The organism is Rhizorhabdus histidinilytica (assembly GCF_900167915.1).
Classification (GTDB): Bacteria; Pseudomonadota; Alphaproteobacteria; order Sphingomonadales; family Sphingomonadaceae; genus Rhizorhabdus; species Rhizorhabdus histidinilytica.
In genome coordinates this window covers 398,781-414,630 of the sequence record NZ_FUYM01000002.1, presented here as the reverse complement: position 1 = coordinate 414,630, position 15,850 = coordinate 398,781, and the positions used below count along the sequence as shown (strand labels likewise).

Annotated in this window: 16 protein-coding genes; 12 read left to right on the top strand and 4 right to left on the bottom strand. The window is 68.4% G+C overall.

What is annotated here, in order from left to right:
* The first annotated feature begins 15 nt into the window (after positions 1-15).
* From argS to tatC, 8 genes are all read left to right on the top strand, one after another.
* Positions 16-1,746, top strand: a complete 1,731-nt coding sequence (argS, locus tag B5X82_RS05695; RefSeq protein WP_079647138.1) for an arginine--tRNA ligase — start codon at positions 16-18, stop codon at positions 1,744-1,746.
* Positions 1,746-2,552, top strand: a complete 807-nt coding sequence (locus B5X82_RS05690) for an SPOR domain-containing protein (protein ID WP_079647137.1) — start codon at positions 1,746-1,748, stop codon at positions 2,550-2,552. Before argS ends, B5X82_RS05690 begins: the two co-directional genes overlap by 1 nt.
* Before the next feature lie 105 nt (positions 2,553-2,657).
* Positions 2,658-3,671, top strand: a complete 1,014-nt coding sequence (gene nagZ, locus B5X82_RS05685) for a beta-N-acetylhexosaminidase (RefSeq protein ID WP_079647136.1) — start codon at positions 2,658-2,660, stop codon at positions 3,669-3,671.
* A gap of 45 nt (positions 3,672-3,716) precedes the next feature.
* Positions 3,717-4,490: a segregation and condensation protein A gene (locus B5X82_RS05680; protein ID WP_079647135.1), complete on the top strand. Its 774-nt coding sequence runs from the start codon at positions 3,717-3,719 to the stop codon at positions 4,488-4,490.
* Entirely contained in the window at positions 4,487-5,074 is a 588-nt protein-coding gene (gene scpB / locus B5X82_RS05675) for an SMC-Scp complex subunit ScpB (protein WP_079647134.1), read from the top strand. Before B5X82_RS05680 ends, scpB begins: the two co-directional genes overlap by 4 nt.
* Before the next feature lie 152 nt (positions 5,075-5,226).
* A complete protein-coding gene (locus B5X82_RS05670; RefSeq protein WP_079647133.1) occupies positions 5,227-5,484 on the top strand; it encodes a twin-arginine translocase TatA/TatE family subunit in 258 nt (85 codons plus the stop codon).
* Positions 5,485-5,513: 29 nt separating this feature from the next.
* On the top strand, positions 5,514-5,897 hold the full coding sequence (tatB, locus tag B5X82_RS05665; RefSeq protein ID WP_079647132.1) for a Sec-independent protein translocase protein TatB: 384 nt from the start codon (positions 5,514-5,516) through the stop codon (positions 5,895-5,897).
* A complete protein-coding gene (tatC, locus tag B5X82_RS05660) occupies positions 5,894-6,661 on the top strand; it encodes a twin-arginine translocase subunit TatC (protein ID WP_079647131.1) in 768 nt (255 codons plus the stop codon). Before tatB ends, tatC begins: the two co-directional genes overlap by 4 nt.
* Before the next feature lie 60 nt (positions 6,662-6,721).
* On the opposite strand, the gene B5X82_RS05655 is transcribed toward tatC, so the two are convergent.
* The 3 genes from B5X82_RS05655 to B5X82_RS27015 form a co-directional block, all read right to left on the bottom strand.
* Complete coding sequence (locus B5X82_RS05655) at positions 6,722-6,862, bottom strand: entericidin A/B family lipoprotein (RefSeq protein ID WP_016746793.1); 141 nt, start codon at positions 6,860-6,862, stop codon at positions 6,722-6,724.
* A gap of 300 nt (positions 6,863-7,162) precedes the next feature.
* Positions 7,163-8,704 (bottom strand): sensor histidine kinase, encoded by a 1,542-nt coding sequence (locus tag B5X82_RS05650; protein ID WP_079647130.1) that lies wholly within the window; start codon positions 8,702-8,704, stop codon positions 7,163-7,165.
* 61 nt (positions 8,705-8,765) lie between these two features.
* Positions 8,766-9,110 (bottom strand): NepR family anti-sigma factor, encoded by a 345-nt coding sequence (locus B5X82_RS27015; protein WP_235862604.1) that lies wholly within the window; start codon positions 9,108-9,110, stop codon positions 8,766-8,768.
* A 135-nt stretch (positions 9,111-9,245) separates the two neighbouring features.
* On the opposite strand from B5X82_RS27015, the gene B5X82_RS05640 reads away from it, so the two are divergent.
* Positions 9,246-10,040 carry a response regulator gene (locus B5X82_RS05640; protein ID WP_079647129.1) on the top strand — a complete coding sequence of 265 codons (795 nt, stop codon included), beginning with the start codon at positions 9,246-9,248 and terminating at the stop codon, positions 10,038-10,040.
* A 165-nt stretch (positions 10,041-10,205) separates the two neighbouring features.
* Complete coding sequence (locus B5X82_RS05635; protein WP_176152469.1) at positions 10,206-10,841, top strand: sigma-70 family RNA polymerase sigma factor; 636 nt, start codon at positions 10,206-10,208, stop codon at positions 10,839-10,841.
* Between the two features lie 49 nt (positions 10,842-10,890).
* Here B5X82_RS05635 and B5X82_RS26215 read toward each other — a convergent pair whose 3' ends face one another.
* Positions 10,891-11,070: a hypothetical protein gene (locus B5X82_RS26215; RefSeq protein ID WP_125725141.1), complete on the bottom strand. Its 180-nt coding sequence runs from the start codon at positions 11,068-11,070 to the stop codon at positions 10,891-10,893.
* 75 nt (positions 11,071-11,145) lie between these two features.
* On the opposite strand from B5X82_RS26215, the gene B5X82_RS05630 reads away from it, so the two are divergent.
* Both B5X82_RS05630 and B5X82_RS05625 read left to right on the top strand, forming a co-directional pair.
* The gene (locus tag B5X82_RS05630) at positions 11,146-13,836 is read left to right on the top strand and encodes a bifunctional [glutamine synthetase] adenylyltransferase/[glutamine synthetase]-adenylyl-L-tyrosine phosphorylase (RefSeq protein WP_235862603.1); all 2,691 of its coding nucleotides are present in this window, start codon (positions 11,146-11,148) and stop codon (positions 13,834-13,836) included.
* Between the two features lie 228 nt (positions 13,837-14,064).
* Entirely contained in the window at positions 14,065-15,843 is a 1,779-nt protein-coding gene (locus B5X82_RS05625; protein WP_079647126.1) for a glutamate-ammonia-ligase adenylyltransferase, read from the top strand.
* Positions 15,844-15,850 lie beyond the last annotated feature (7 nt).

The window sequence follows — 15,850 nt, the reverse complement described above, 5'->3', positions numbered from 1 at the left end:
CCAGCGGATTTCGCCTTGACCACGCTCTATGCCAGCTTCGCCGACCGGATCGGCGCCATCCTCGACGACCTCCAGGCCAGCGGCGCGCTGCCCGCCGGCCTCGATCGACGGAATGTCGCGATCGAGCCGCCACGCGATCCCGCACATGGCGACCTCGCCACCAACGCGGCGATGGTGCTGGCCAAGCCCGCCGGCACCAATCCGCGTGCGCTGGCCGAGCTGATCGTGCCGAAGCTCGCGGCGCTACCCGAGATCGCGAGCGCCGAGGTGGCTGGCCCCGGCTTCATCAACGTCCGCCTGACCGAGCAGAGCTGGCGCGACGAGCTCGCCGGCATCCTTGCCTCGGGCGGCGACTATGGCCGCTCGGCCGCCGGCCGCGGCACGCGGGTCAACGTCGAATATGTCTCGGCCAACCCGACCGGACCGATGCACATGGGCCATTGCCGCGGCGCCGTGGTCGGCGACGCGCTCGCCGCGCTGCTGGAGTTCGCCGGCTATGCCGTCACCCGCGAATATTATGTCAACGACGCGGGCGCGCAGGTGCAGACGCTCGCCCGCTCGGCACATCTGCGCTACCGCGAGGCGCTGGGCGAGACGGTCGAGATTCCCGAAGGCTTCTATCCGGGCGACTATCTGATCCCGATCGGCCAGGCGCTCGCCGCCGAGTTCGGCAATGCCTATGTCGGCAAGCCCGAGAGCGAGTGGCTCGACCTGTTCCGCGAAAAAACGGTCGCGGCGATGATGGACATGATCCGCGCCGACCTGGCGTTGCTCGGCATCGCGCATGACGTCTTCGCGTCCGAGGCCGCCGTCCAGAAGGCCGGCAAGGTCGACGCCGCGCTCGATCGGCTGCGCGGCGAGGGCCTCGTCTACGAAGGCACGCTCGAACCGCCCAAGGGCGAGCTTCCCGACGACTGGGAGCCGACCGAGATGACGCTGTTCAAGGCGACCGCCTTCGGCGACGACAGCGACCGGCCGGTGCGCAAGTCGGACGGCGGGCTGACCTATTTCGGCACCGACCTCGCCTATCATGCGCAGAAGGCCGAGACGGCCGACATGCTGATCGACATCTGGGGCGCCGACCATGCCGGCACCGTCAAGCGGATCAAGGCCGCCGTCCAGGCGCTGACCGCCGGCAAGGTCGCGTTCGACGTCAAGCTGGTCCAGATGGTCCGGCTGCTGCGCGGCGGCGAGCCGGTGAAGATGTCGAAGCGCTCGGGCAGCTTCGTGACGCTCGCCGACGTGGTGCGCGAGGTGGGCAAGGACGTCGTCCGCTTCACCATGCTGACCCGCAAGGCCGACGCACAGATGGACTTCGACTTCGCCAAGGTGGTCGAAGCGTCGAAGGACAATCCGGTCTTCTATGTCCAATACGCCCATGCGCGGGGCCGCTCGCTGCACCGGCGTGCGGCCGAGGCGGGGATCGACTTGGCTCCGGCGGCGGACCTTTCCCTGCTCGACGCGGAGGAACTGGCGCTGGTCAAGCTCGCCGCGCAATTCCCCCGGATCGTCGAGGGCGCGGCGCAGGCGCACGAGCCGCATCGCATCGCCTTCTACCTCTATGATCTGGCGGCGATGTTCCATGCGCTGTGGAACCGGGGCAACGACGACCCGGCCCGTCGCTTCCTGCTCTCCGACAAGCCCGAAATCACGCGCGCCCGTCTGGCGCTCAGCGATGCGATCGGGCAGATTATCCGCAATGGTCTCGGCGTCATGGGCGTCACCGCTGCGGAGGAGATGCAGTAATGACCGATTACTCGCGCGACAGGCTCGGTCCCCAGGACGAGGACCGCCTGCCGTGGCTCGAACCGGTCGAGGAAGAATATGAGGAGGGCGGCGTCGGTACCGGCCGGCTGATCGTCTGGCTTGTCGCGGCGCTGATGCTGCTCGCACTGGTCGTCGGCGGCTATTTCTGGCTGCGCGGCAACGATAAGGCGACCTCGGGCGAAGGCGCGCTGATCAAGGCGCCCGACAGCTATTACAAGGAACGGCCCGGCGAGACGGCCGCCCCGATCGGCGAGGACGAGATCGTCTACAGCGCCAGCAAGGGCAATGAGGTCGAAAGCGTGATCGACACCAGCGGCGCGGCCGAGACGCCGGTCAACATCGACCGCCCGCGCCCCGAGGCGCCGATCGCGACCACGGCGATTCCGCCATCGACCTCGGCCCCCGCCGCCAGGCCCGCCCCGGCCACGGCGAAGCCCGCGGCACCCAAGCCGACCCCGACCGTCGACCAGGCGCTCGCCCGGCAGGCGACCAAACCCGCCGAGCCGAAGCCGGCGCCCCGCCCCGTGACCTCCGCATCGGCGGCGGAGCCGGCCTCGGGCGGATCGATGGTGCAACTCGGCGCCTTTTCCAGCCAGGCGAAGGCCAATGCGGCATGGAAGACACTGTCGGGCCGCTTCTCCTTCCTCTCGGGCCTCACCCAGTCGGTGGTGCCGGTGCAATCGGGTGACAAGACGCTCTATCGGCTGCGCGCGAGCGGCGGCAATGCGGGCGACATCTGCCGCCGGCTGAAGACCGCGGGCGAAAGCTGCTCGGTGATCGGATAGGAGAATCCGTCACTCCGGCGGAGGCCGGGATCTCGGGAGCAGCGTAGCGCGCGAGCCTCCGAGACCCGGGCTTCCGCCGGGATGACGTTGTGGGGGATAACGACCATGACGCCCTTGTTCCTCGGCATGGCCGGGACCGAGCTTTCAGATACCGAGCGCAGCTTCTTCCGCGATCTCGATCCGGCCGGCTACATCTTGTTCAAGCGCAACGTCGCCGACCGCGCCCAGCTTCGCGCGCTGACCGACGCGCTGCGCGGGATCGCCGGCCGTGACGACCTGCCGATCCTGATCGACCAGGAAGGCGGTCGGGTGGCGCGGATGCAGCCGCCCGAATGGCCGGCCTTCCCGAAGGCCGAGCTGTTCGACCGGCTCTACGACGTCGCGCCGATGACGGCGATCGAGGCGGCGCGGCACAATGCCCAGGCGATCGCGGCGACGCTCGCCGAGGTCGGCATCACCGTGGACTGCCTGCCGCTGCTCGATGTCCGCCAGCCGGGCGCGCACGACATCATCGGCGACCGGGCGCTGGGGACGGAGCCGCTGCGTGTCGCTGCGATGGGCCGCGCGGTCATCGAGGGTCTGCGCGCCGCCGGCGTCGTCGGCGTCGTCAAGCACGTTCCCGGACATGGCCGGGCGATGGCCGACAGCCATGTCGAATTGCCCGTCGTCGACGCCGACGCCGACGCGCTGGAAACCGACCTCGCCCCCTTCGTCGCGCTCAACGATGCGCCGATGGCGATGACGGCGCACGTCGTCTACCCGGCATGGGACGCCGACCAGTGCGCCAGCCTGTCGGCCCGCGTGATCGGCGGGATCATCCGCGGACGGATCGGCTTCGACGGGCTGCTGATGTCCGACGATCTGGGCATGCACGCGCTGACCGGCGGCTTCGGCGACCGGGCGGCGGGCGTGCTGGCGGCGGGCTGCGACATTGCCCTCCATTGCTCGGGCGACATGGCCGAGATGGAGGCGATCGCGGACGCGGTGGGGCCGATCGGCGACCAGGCCCGCGCCCGGCTCGATCGTGCGATGGCAACCGTCGGCGGCCGCCGCGACGATATCGCGGCCAGCGAACTGATCGCGAAGCGCGATGCGCTGCTCGCCATATTGCCGGCCTGACGGATCACGGTTTCCAACGCGTCCGAATCCTGATTAACTCGCCCGATGGGGGATGAGGAGGATAATTTCGACCTGCCGCTGGCGGAGGCTCGCTCCGACGAGGTGCTGACGCTCGACCTTGACGGCTGGGAGGGACCGCTCGACCTGCTGCTGAGCCTCGCCCGCGCCCAGAAGGTCGATCTCGCCAGGATATCGATCCTCGCGCTGACCGAGCAATATCTGTCCTTCATCGACAACGCCAAGGCGCTGAAGCTGGAGATCGCGGCCGATTATCTGGTGATGGCGGCATGGCTCGCCTATCTCAAGTCCTGCCTGCTGCTGCCCAAGGACCCGGAGGTCGAGCCGAGCCCCGAGGAGCTGGCGATGCGCCTGCAACTGCGGCTGCAACGGCTGCAGGCAATGCGCGAGGCGGGGGCACGGCTGATGGCGCGCGACCGGCTGGGCCGCGACGTCTTCATGCGCGGCACGCCGGAAGGGCTGAAGGTAATCCGCAAGGCCGCCTGGGACGCCAGCCTGTTCGACCTGATCTCCGCCTATGGCGCCGTCCGCGCCCGGGGCGAAGAGGCGGTCCATGTCGTCCAGCGGCGGCCGGTGATGACGCTCGACCAGGCGATCGAACGTGTGTCGATGATGGTCGGCGCGGTGATCGACTGGACCAGCCTGGAGGCCTTCCTGCCCCCCGGCGCGTCGGGCGACTATCGCCGCTCGGCGCTCGCGTCGAGCTTCCTCGCCGCGCTCGAGCTCGCCCGGCAGGGACGGGTCGCGTTGCAGCAGGAGGAAGCCTTCGCGCCGCTCATGCTGCGGAGCGCGGCGGCATGATCGAGGAACCCGACAACCTGCTCCGCGCGCTCGAGGCCGCGCTGTTCGCTGCCGAGGAACCGATGAGCGCGGCCGAGCTGTCGACCGTGATCGGCATCGACACGCTGGGCGACGCCCTGCCCCGGCTCGCGGCGCTCTATGCCGGCCGCGGCATCGAACTGGTCGAGCGTGGCGGCCGCTGGCATTTCCAGACCGCCGCCGACATGGCCCATATCCTGCGCCGCACGCGCGAGGAGCCACGCAAGCTGAGCCGCGCGGGGATCGAGACGCTCGCGATCATCGCCTATCACGAGCCGGTCAGCCGCGCCGAGATCGAGGCGATCCGCGGCGTGCAGATATCGAAAGGCACGCTCGACGTGCTGCTGGAGGCGGGATGGATCCGCCCCGCCGGACGGCGCGAGGCTCCCGGCCGGCCGCTGCTCTACGCGACGACGCCGAGCTTCCTGACCCATTTCGGCCTGTCGAGCCGCCGGGACCTGCCCGGCATCGCCGACCTCAAGGCGGCCGGCTTGCTCGACCCAGTCGATCTCGCCTTCGAACAGCTCCAGATGGAGACCGGCGGCGCGCCGGAAGAAGAGGAGTGACGGGCTTCAGGACGGCGATCGGCCGTCACCGTCCCGTCACGACCGGGCGTCATGGCGCTGTCCGTTCCGCGCCCCGGCCGGGCCCCGATCCGCAACGGACGTTGCGGATGCCGTGGGCAGGCCCTAAATGACCCCAATCAAGGAGATTCCCCATGGGTAGTATGAGCATCTGGCATTGGCTCGTCGTCGGCGTCCTGGTGCTGCTATTGTTCGGCAAGGGCCGCTTTTCGGACATGATGGGCGACGTCGCCAAGGGCATCAAGAGCTTCAAGAAGGGCATGTCCGAAGAGGACGAGCCGACCCAGCCGGCCCAGCCCCGTCCGACCCCGCGTCTGCAGCAGCAGCCCCCGATCGAGCCGAACGCCGATCCGAAGCTCCAGCCGATGCAGGACGATCGGCCGCAGAACTGATCCTTTCGAGGCCGCCGGCGCCATAAGCGATGCTCGACGTCGCCCCCACCGAACTGCTGCTCGTGGCGCTCGTCGCGCTCGTGGTCATCGGGCCGAAGGACCTGCCGCGCGCGATGCGGTTCGTCGGCCAATGGGTGGCCCGCGCGCGGGGCGTCGCCCGCCATTTCCGCTCGGGCATCGACGAGATGATCCGCCAGGCCGAGCTCGAGGAGATGGAAAAGAAATGGAAGGCGGAGAATGAGCGCATCATGCGCGAGCATCCGCCGCAGCCGCTGCCGGCCGATGGCGAGATGTTGCCGCTTGGTGCGCCGCAGGATGGCGGCGCGGCCGAAATGACGGCCCCGGAAACGGCGACGCCCGCTGCGCCGGAGGCTTCCCCGTCCGATCGCCCCCCCGCGCCGCAACAGCCATGAACGACATCGACGACAGCCGCGCACCGCTGCTCGACCATCTCCTCGAACTGCGCCGCCGCCTGCTGATGGCATTCGCGGCGCTCGCCGTCGCGTTCGGCATCTGCCTCTATTTCGCCCGTCCGATCTTCGCCTTCCTCGTCCAGCCGCTGCTGCGCGCCGGCCAGGGCAAGCTGATCTACACGCAGATATTCGAAGCCTTCTTCGTCGAGATCAAGGTCGCCTTCTTCGCCGCGATGATGCTGGCTTTCCCGGTGATCGCCAACCAGATCTGGCAGTTCGTCGCACCGGGACTCTACAAGAACGAGAAGCGGGCGCTGCTGCCCTTCCTGTTCGCCACGCCTATCCTGTTCCTCGCGGGCGCCTCGATGGCCTATTATGTCGCCATTCCGGTCGCGCTCCATTTCCTGCTCGGCTTCCAGGGCAATCTGGGCGGCGTCCAGCAGGAGGCCCTGCCGGCGGTCGGCAACTACCTGTCCTTCGTGATGCAGTTCCTGTTCGGCTTCGGTCTCTCCTTCCTGTTGCCGGTACTGCTGATGCTGCTCGAACGCGCCGGGATCGTCACCCGCAGGCAGCTCGTCGGGGCGCGGCGCTACGCGATCGTCGGCGCCTTCGCGATCGCCGCGGTGCTGACCCCGCCCGATGTCGGTTCGCAACTGCTGCTCGCGGTGCCGCTGGTCATCCTCTACGAGCTGGCACTGATCGGTATCTGGTTCACCGAGCGGCGGCGCAAGACCGGGGATGAGGAAAAGCCCGAGACGGTCTGACCGCCCCGGGCTTCCTCCCACGTCGCGCCCGCCATGAAGGCGAGCGCTCTCGTCGATAGCTTATTTCGAATCGTCGGCGGCATCGGAGACCGCGCGGCCGGCCGAGGATACGTCCTTGCCCGCGCCCTCGACCGTGTTGCACGCGGTGACCGCGAGCAGCGAAAGGCTGACAAAGGCGACGGCGATGGTGCGTTTGAACATGGCGAACCTTTCTGGATGGCCTGAGGCTTCCTCCGCGGAAGCTGCAACGGATCAATGCGCGCTGCCGGGCTTTGTTCCCGGCCTGTACCGAGCCCGCAGAAATCGGTCTGAATTTTCAGAGGCTTGCTCAAAAAAAGTTGGGCCCGGACGCATTTACGGGGGGGTAATGCGACCGGGCCCTTTGTCGAGCGGATAGCGGGAGCGGGGGGGCAAAGCATCGCTATCCGAACAGCAGAACGAGCCGGCCACCCCCTTGTTCCGCACCCCCAAGAAATTTTTTGGAAACCGCGGAGCGCCGCTTCACGACCGGACGCTGATCTCGATTTCGAAGCGACCGGTCTGGAGATCCTGCGACAGCGGCGCCCGGAACTGGCGCGCTATACCTGTCACGACCCGTTCGAAACGGCCGATGCCGGGATAGTCGTCGAGCGCCCCTTCGGCCATGCCGACCGTCTCGATTCGCAGATTGGCACGATCCGGCCGGTCGGTCCCCTGGAGTGAGATCAGCACCGACCCTTGCGGATTGCAGTGCATCAGCAGCTCGACGACCTCGGTGATGAAGAAGGCGGCCGGCACGGCGACATCCTGGGTCACCTGCACGTCGATCAGGTTCAGCGCGATCGGCATGCCGGTGGCCCCCGCCGGCGCGGACGCCCTGAGCGAGGTCGCCAGTTCACCGGCCAGCGCCCGCACGGAGACGCCATTATTCTCCTCCAGCTCCGCATAATGGTTGCGGTGGACGACGGCGAGCGCGTCGACACGACGCTGGATTGCGCCATAGGCGTCGGCGACGGCCCCCTCGGCCCCGCGCGCGTGCAGGTTGATCAGGCTGGAGACGACCTGAAGGTTGTTCTTCACCCGATGATGGACCTCGCGCGTGAGGCGCGTCTGGCGGGCGAGGCCATCCTCCAGTTCCTGCTCATGGTCGTGGATCCGCGCCGCGACCGCGCCGAAGCTTTCGGCCAGGTCGCGTATCTCGTGGCTGGGAGTGGTGAGCCGCGGCAATTGCAGCGAGCTGCGGCCGCCCTTCCAACTGTCGATCGACTGCTTGAGCTGGCTGAGCGGGCGCAACAGCAGCCGGTTGACGATCAGCCACCCCGTGAAGGCAGCGGCGGCCCACATCAGCAGGGGCAGCAGGACGACAAGCATCGTCCGGGCTCGTGACGGCGCCAGCCGATATTCGGCGATCAGCGCGAGCTGGTTCCCGGCCAACGGCTGCGACAGCCGCAATATGTCCTTCTCGGCGGTCTCGCCATGGTCGACCAGCACGACATCGACCGGCCCCTGCCGCAGAATCATCCGGTTGAGCGGCAGGCCGCCGCCCGAACCGATGGCGAAGCGTATCTCCGCGAGCGGAATGTCCGCCTCGAACAGCAGGCTGCGGTCGGGCGCAGCGGCGGTGAAGCGGAAGCTGCGGCGCTGGAGGTCGAGCCAGACATGGTCGCCCTTCGGATCGACCGGCGCTATCCGATCGATCGGCGCGCCGTGCGACTGACAGATCCTCCGCCCCTCGCCATCGAAGATCGCCAGCGGCGGCCGGCTGCCGCGATCGAGACGCACCTGCCGCGCGATCGACGCGCAAAGCGCCGAGGCCGGCTGCAGGCTGGCCCGGGCGGAGCGCACCGCATCACGCCCGCGGTCGATCACCATCTCGACACGGGTGGCGTGGAAAGCCATCCCGGTCCGGACCGCCATGCGCTGCTCGGCCGAAGCCGAGCGCGCCATGTCGAGCGAGGTCAGCAACGCGATGAAGCCGAGGGGCAGCATCGCCGCCGACAGGATCAGCAGCATCTTGGTGCCGGTGGACAAGCGGGCAAAAGCCAGTTTGGCGGGCTGCTTCATCCGCGGGGGCGGCCCGCCCCTCTGGCCCGACCCGTCCTGAAGGCGACTGTCGGGGACATGATCAATCGAGCTTGTTCAGCAGATCCAGGAATTCCGCGGGAATGGCTTCATCGACCGTTTGCGAATAAACGGACCGCAAGGCAGCGCCGACGGAGGCGTCCCGTACAGGATCGCTCTTCCGCTTCCTGGCCGCCTTGCCTCCACCGGTGTCGTTCGCCGGTTCGTTCGACTGATCCTGATTAGCCAACCGGCCCACGCCCCTGACCTGCATCTCGTTGTCCAACACTCTCCAATGCAACGGCTTTGGATACCGCCCCTCTTGGATCGATCCGGATGCGTACCATTTTACACGACGTGGTAAAACGAGCATCATGCATGAAACAAAAAAGTCGTCCGTTGGTTCCATGATGGGAATGTCTCTTTTTACACATTCGTCATTGGAAGCCCTGGGCGGCTTCCGCGACACCGGCAGGGCGGCTACCCTCCTTGCCCGTGTGGCGGCAGCCACCCGCGTCGATGAATCCAGGGAGTGTTGATACCCATGTCGCTCGGCCAGAAACTCGCCCCCCACCTGCCCTTCCTGCGTCGCTATGCCCGGGCGCTCACCGGCAGTCAGAGCCACGGCGACAATTATGTAAGGGCCACGCTCGAAGCGATCGTCGCCTCTCCCGACAGCTTTCCCGATGGGGTCGACGTCCGGGTCGGCCTCTACCGCACCTTCCAGGCCATCTGGACCTCGGCCAATTATGACGAGATCGAATCCCCGACCGTCGATGCCGAGCGCGAGGCGATCGCCCAGGCGCGGCTCAACGCGATCACGCCGCTGTCGCGCCAGGCGCTGCTGCTGACCGCGATGGAAGGCTTCACCGTCGCCGACACCGCCTATCTGATCGAGACGAGCCCGGAGGAGGTCGAGTCGCTGGTCGCCGACGCGATCGCCGAGATCGACCGCCAGACCCGGACCGACGTGCTGATCATCGAGGACGAACCGATCATCGCGATGGACCTGGAAACCATCGTTCGCGATCTCGGCCATAGCGTCAGCGGCGTCGCAGTGACCCGCGACGAGGCGGTGGCCCAGGCGCATGCCCACCGCCCCGGGCTCGTCCTCGCCGACATCCAGCTTGCCGACGACAGCTCGGGCATCGACGCGGTCAAGGACATATTGGCCGAGTTCAGCGTGCCCGTCATCTTCATCACCGCCTTCCCGGAGCGGCTCCTGACCGGCGAGCGGCCCGAGCCGACCTTCCTGATCACCAAGCCCTTCCAGCGATCGACGGTAAAGGCCGCTATCAGCCAGGCGCTGTTCTTCAACGCGGCCACGATCGAAGCTTGAAGGATATCGTTTCGGGCGCGATTGCATTGGAACCCGCCCGCCGAACGGACGTTGACCTGGCAGAATGGACGACACGAGTCGTCCCGCCCGGACAATGGGGATCGGATGGCAGGACAGGCCCAGGCCGCCATGGCGGCAAACGCTTCAGCTGGGGTTATAGACCATATGGATGACGAGGATCAGGACGTCGACGGCGTCGAGACGCCGCGCGGCGAGCTGGTCGCCCTGTCTGACGACGAGTTCAAGGAGGAGCTTGCGCGGGTGATTCCCCACCTTCGCGCCTTCGGCCGCTCACTGTCGGGCAATCGCGATCTGGCCGACGACCTCGTCCAGGAAACGCTGATGAAGGCGTGGGCGGCGCGCAAGCGCTTCCAGGCGGGCACCAATATGCGGGCCTGGACCTTCATCATCCTGCGCAACCTGTTCCTGTCGCAGATGCGGCGTGCCCGCTTCCGCGGCGAATGGGACGAGCATACCGCCAACAAGATGCTCGCGGCCCCTGCGTCGCAGGACCGCCACATCGAGCTGGCCGACATGCAGCGCGCGCTGATGCACCTGCCCCAGCCGCAGCGCGAGGCCCTGATCCTCGTCGGTGCCGGCGGTTTCGCCTATGAGGAAGCGGCCGAAATCTGCGGATGCGCGGTGGGAACAATCAAGAGTCGGGTCGCCCGTGGGCGCGCCGCGCTCGAGCAGCTGCTCGACCATGGCCAGTTGCCCTCGCGACGCGAGCACAAGACCGACCCGTCGACCACGACGCTCCAGCAGATCATGGCCGACGTCGACTTTCTCAGCAAGGAATAGCCCGGCAAGCCGGCCCGTGCGCACCCGCGCGGGCCGGCGGACTCCTGTCCTATTTACCGTCGAGCTTCGACAGTAGCCGCGTCAGCTCGTCAGGGAGGCCGTAACTGCCCGGATCGAACGCCGACCGCAACGCATTGCCGATGCCTTCATAGCGTTGCGGCGCCTGAATCGTCCGCGACCGGGAGATATTCGCCTGCATGGACAAATGGGAGGGCGTCGGTTTTTCCATGACTAACATAACGCAATAAGCCGGCCATGTTTCCCAATGTTGCACTCCCGTCCGAATCGCTTATGCGATGAAAGGATGACCGTGCGCGTCGACGAGCATGTCTTTTCCAAGACGCTGGAAAGGATAGGTGATTTCTCCCCGTTCCTGTCGAGCCTCGTCGGCCGGCATCCCGAGATCGTCGCAGCGGTGCGCGACCATGGCCTCGACCGCGCGATCCGCGATGGCCTCGCCGCCGCGCATTCGGACGACGTCGGCAAGATGCTGCGCCGGCAGCGCCAGGTCGTGTCACTCGCCACCGCGCTCGCCGACCTGTCGGGAATGGCGACGCTGGAAGAGGTCGTCGGCCATTTGTCGGCCTTCGCGGATCATGCGCTCGACACGGCGATCCGAGCCGCCATCGCCGAACGCACCCCCGACGCCGAACCGGGCGGCTTCGCGGTACTGGCGCTCGGCAAGCACGGCAGCGGCGAACTCAACTATTCCTCGGACATCGACCCGATCCTGATCTTCGACCCCAGGACGCTGCCGCACCGGGCGCGTGAGGAGCCGGTCGAGGCCGCCGTGCGTATCGCGCGGCGGATCGTCGAGTTGCTCCAGAGCCGCGACGAGCATGGCTATGTCTTCCGGGTCGATCTGCGGCTGCGTCCCTCGCCGGAAGTATCGCCGCTCGCCCTGCCGGTCGATGCCGCGCTCAGCTATTATGAATCGGCGGCGCTGCCCTGGGAACGCGCCGCCTTCATCCGCGCCCGCGCCGCCGCCGGCGATATCGCGCTGGGGCAAGGCTTTCTGGAGGCGATCCGACCCTTCGTCTGGCGCCGCTCGCTCGATTTCGGCGCGGTGCGCGAGATCCGGCAGATTTCCCGCCGCATCCGCGACCATTATTCGCGGGGGCAGGTGCTGGGGCCGGGCTACGACCTGAAGCGCGGGCGCGGCGGCATCCGCGAGGTCGAATTCTTCGCGCAGATTCACCAGCTCATCCATGGCGGACGCGAACCGCAGCTCCGCGCGCCGGCGACGCTCGACGCGCTGCGCGCGCTGAGCGAGGCGGGGCGGATCGATGCCGATGCGGCCGCCGACCTGGCCGAGGCTTATCGCCTGTTCCGCACCATCGAGCACCGGCTCCAGATGGTCGACGACCACCAGACCCACCAACTCCCCAAGCAGATGGAAGCGCTCGACAATGTCGCGCGGCTGCACGGGCTCGACGACGGGCCTGCGCTGGTCGAGCTGCTGCGCCCGCATGTCGACCGGGTCGGCACCGTCTATGACGGGCTCGACAATGACGGCGAGGCGCGCCTGCCCGTCCAGCCCGACCAGCTCGAAGCGGCGCTGGAGGAGGCGGGCTTCGCCGATCCGTCGGCCGCCCGGCTGCGGATCGAGGTGATGCGCGACGGCAAGAGCCGCTCGCTGCGGACGCCGGTGGCGCAGGACGCGCTGGAGGCGATGCTGCCGACGCTGATCGCCGCGCTCGGCAAGGCGCCGTCGCCGCAGGACGCGCTCAACCGCTTCGAGGACCTCGTCGCCGGATTGCCGAGCGCGATCAACCTGTTCCGGCTGCTCCAGGCCCGCCCCGCCCTCGCCCGTGCGCTGATCGACGTGCTGAGCCATGCCCCGGCGCTGTCGCAGGCGCTGGGCCGCCGCCCCGCGTTGCTCGACGGGCTGATCGACGCGACGGCGCTGGCACCGCCCCCACCGCAGGACGAACTGGTCGCCGAGTTCGGCGATAGCGAGCGCAGCGACAATTACGAGCTGCTGCTCGACAGCGTCCGCCAGCGGGTCGGCGAGCGGCGCTTCGCGCTCGGCGTCCAACTGATCGAAGCGGTGTCCGACCCGCTCGACGTGGCGCAGGGCTATGCCCGGGTGGCGGAAGCCGCACTCACCGTGCTGGCGAGCGCGACCGTCGCCGAGTTCGAGGCGAACCATGGCCGGATTCCGGGCGGCGAGCTGCTGATCGTGGCGCTCGGCCGGCTCGGCGGCGGCGCGCTGACCAATGCCTCCGACCTCGACATCGTCTATCTGTTCAACGGCGACTTCATGGCCGAATCGGACGGCCCCAAGCCGCTCGGCGCCACCACCTATTTCAACCGGCTGGCGCAGCGCGTCTCGGCGGCGATGTCGGTCCCGACCGCCGCCGGCCCGCTCTACGAGGTCGACACGAGGCTGCGCCCATCGGGCACGCAGGGGCCGCTGGCTGCATCGATCGACAGTTTCGCGCAATATCAGCGAGAGAGCGCCTGGACCTGGGAGCATATGGCGCTGACCCGGGCGCGCACGATCTTCGGATCGGCGAAGGCGCGCGCGCGGGTCGACGCGATCATCGCCGAAGCGCTGGGCCGCGACCGAGACCCGGTCGCGCTGCTCGCCGACGTCGTCAAGATGCGCGGCGAGATCGCCCGCCACAAGCCGCCGTCCAGCCCGTTCGACGTCAAGCTGATCGACGGCGGGCTCGTCGATGCCGAGTTCACCGTCCATTTGCTGCAGCTCCGCCACCGCACCGGCTTCGATCCACGGCTGCGCTCCGCGATGCGGCTGCTCGCCGACCAGGGGTTGCTCGATCCGGCGGTGATTCCCGCGCACGAGCTGCTGACCCGGATGCTCGTCACGTTGCGGCTCGTGTCGCCTGCGTCGACCGAGCCTCCCGAGGCGTCGCAGGCGCTTGTGGCGCGGACCTGCGGACAGGCCGACTGGCCATCGCTGGTTAAGGCCTATGAAACCGCCCGCGCGCTGATCCGCCACGAATGGAAACGGGTCTCTTCCGCGGGCTGAAGCGAGAACAGCGCGGAAATGCGGGCTCGTTCCGGCTTGGGGACGAACAGCGGGGAAAATATGGTACCCCGATTTTAACCAGTCTCGCGCACCCGAGCTTAAAGACTCGCTGCTATCCCGATCATCATTGAAGTGCGTGTTGCGTAGCGTGAGATCATCGATGGTCGTATTCATCGACGGGCGCCCCAGCGTATCGGGGCGCCCCCTTTTCCTCCGCCCGGTGCGGCCATGAGGCACGAACCCGCCCTACGGGTTCCGGCCCTTCCCGACGGCGGTCCCGGCCCCGGCGCCACCCGCCTGCTGGCGGAACTGGAGCGGCGCTGCCTCGACCTGCGCACCCGGCCCGGCGCCGCCCGCATCGATCCGCTGTTCGCCCGGCTGGACGATTTCGCAGCCCGGGCAGCCGAACTGATCGAGCACCTGTCCGATCCTGCCGGCCCGCAACCGCAGGCCCGCCGCGCCTTCCGTCAAGCCCATGTCGATCTGGGCAAGGTCTTCATCGACGTCGAAAGACTGCTGGCGCTCCCGGCCCGGCTCGGCATCTCGACCGTGCGCTTCAGCGACGAGATGCTGGCCGCCACCGCGCTGATGGCGCTGATGGCGCCCCTTCGCGCTGACGCCGATCGCCTCCACGCCGTGTTGTCGCAAGAGGTCCGCGCGCTGCTCCATCCAGGGGTCGACGATCCGATCGAGGTGCAATTGGCCGATGCGGGCTGCGCCGATCCGGTCAATGCGGCGCAGCGGCTGCGCGGCTGGCGGATCGCCCCGACCGACCGCGACGCGTTCGACGCGCTGCTGCCCGGCCTGCTCGCGAGGCTCGGCCAGTCACGGGACCCCGACGGCATGCTCGCCACGCTCGACATCATCGTCGCTCGACAGCCCGCCGACATTGCCCTCTCCACCTCGCTTCGTGCGTTGATCGAGCTGCTTGGCGATGCGCCGGGCCTGTCACCTTCCCTGATCGCCCAGCCGGCACTGATCCGCCGGCTGATCGACGGCAGCGCCTCCGCGCCGCTGCCCCCGCCTGCCGATCTCGATACCGAGTTCGGCCATTTGATCGGTCTCGACGACCGGCAGGCGGGACCCTCGCGGATCGCGCGCACGGTCGAAGCACATCGCTTCGGCCTGGGGCTGCGGCTGATCGAGCGGACGGCCGATCCGCTCGATCTCGCCGCGGCCCATGCCCGCCTCGCCGAGGCGGCGCTGCGCGCGATCGCCGCCGACGCGCTGGCGCGGATGCGCGAGGATCACGGCGCCATACCGGGATCGGACCTCGTCATCCTGGCCCTCGGCCCTTTCGGCGCCGGCGCGCTGACGAGCCAGTCCCGCCTCGACCTCGCCTATCTGTTCACCGGCGACCGCGAGACGCGGAGCGACGGTCGCAGCCCGCTCGACGCCGATGCCTATTATGGGCGGGCGGCCGCGCGGATCAGCGCCGCCATGGCAACGCTCCACCCGATCGCCTCGTGGCAGCCTCCCTGCCCGGTCGAGGGTTTCGACGCGGAGATACGGAATCCGATCGCGCTAAGCCGCGCGCGGCCGGTCTACGGTCCGGATACGGCCCGCACGGCGGCGCTGGCAGCGATGCGGCGCGGGCTTGCCGAACCTTGCGGCATTCCCCGCCGGAAGCTGGCCAGCGGCCCCTATGACGTCGAGCGGGTACGCGGCGGGCTGGCCGAGCTCGACCTCGCGGTCCGGCTCAACCAGCTCGGCCACCATGCCGGCGTCGATCCGAAGCTGCGCACGGCGGTCGGCGCACAGGTCCGGGCGGGGCTGCTCGATCCGGCGGCAGCCGGCGCGCACGCGACGCTCGTCCGGCTGCTGATGGTGTTCGACCTGCTGTCACCGGGCGGCGGGGAACCCACGCCCGAACAGCGGCCGACCGTCGCCCGCCTCTGCGGCCATGACCATTGGGACGGGTTGGAAGCCGATTACGGCGCCGCGCGGGTGATCGTGCAGGAGAGCTGGCGCGCAGCGGTTGCGCGGACGATGGCGACGAACGGTTGAAGTCCCC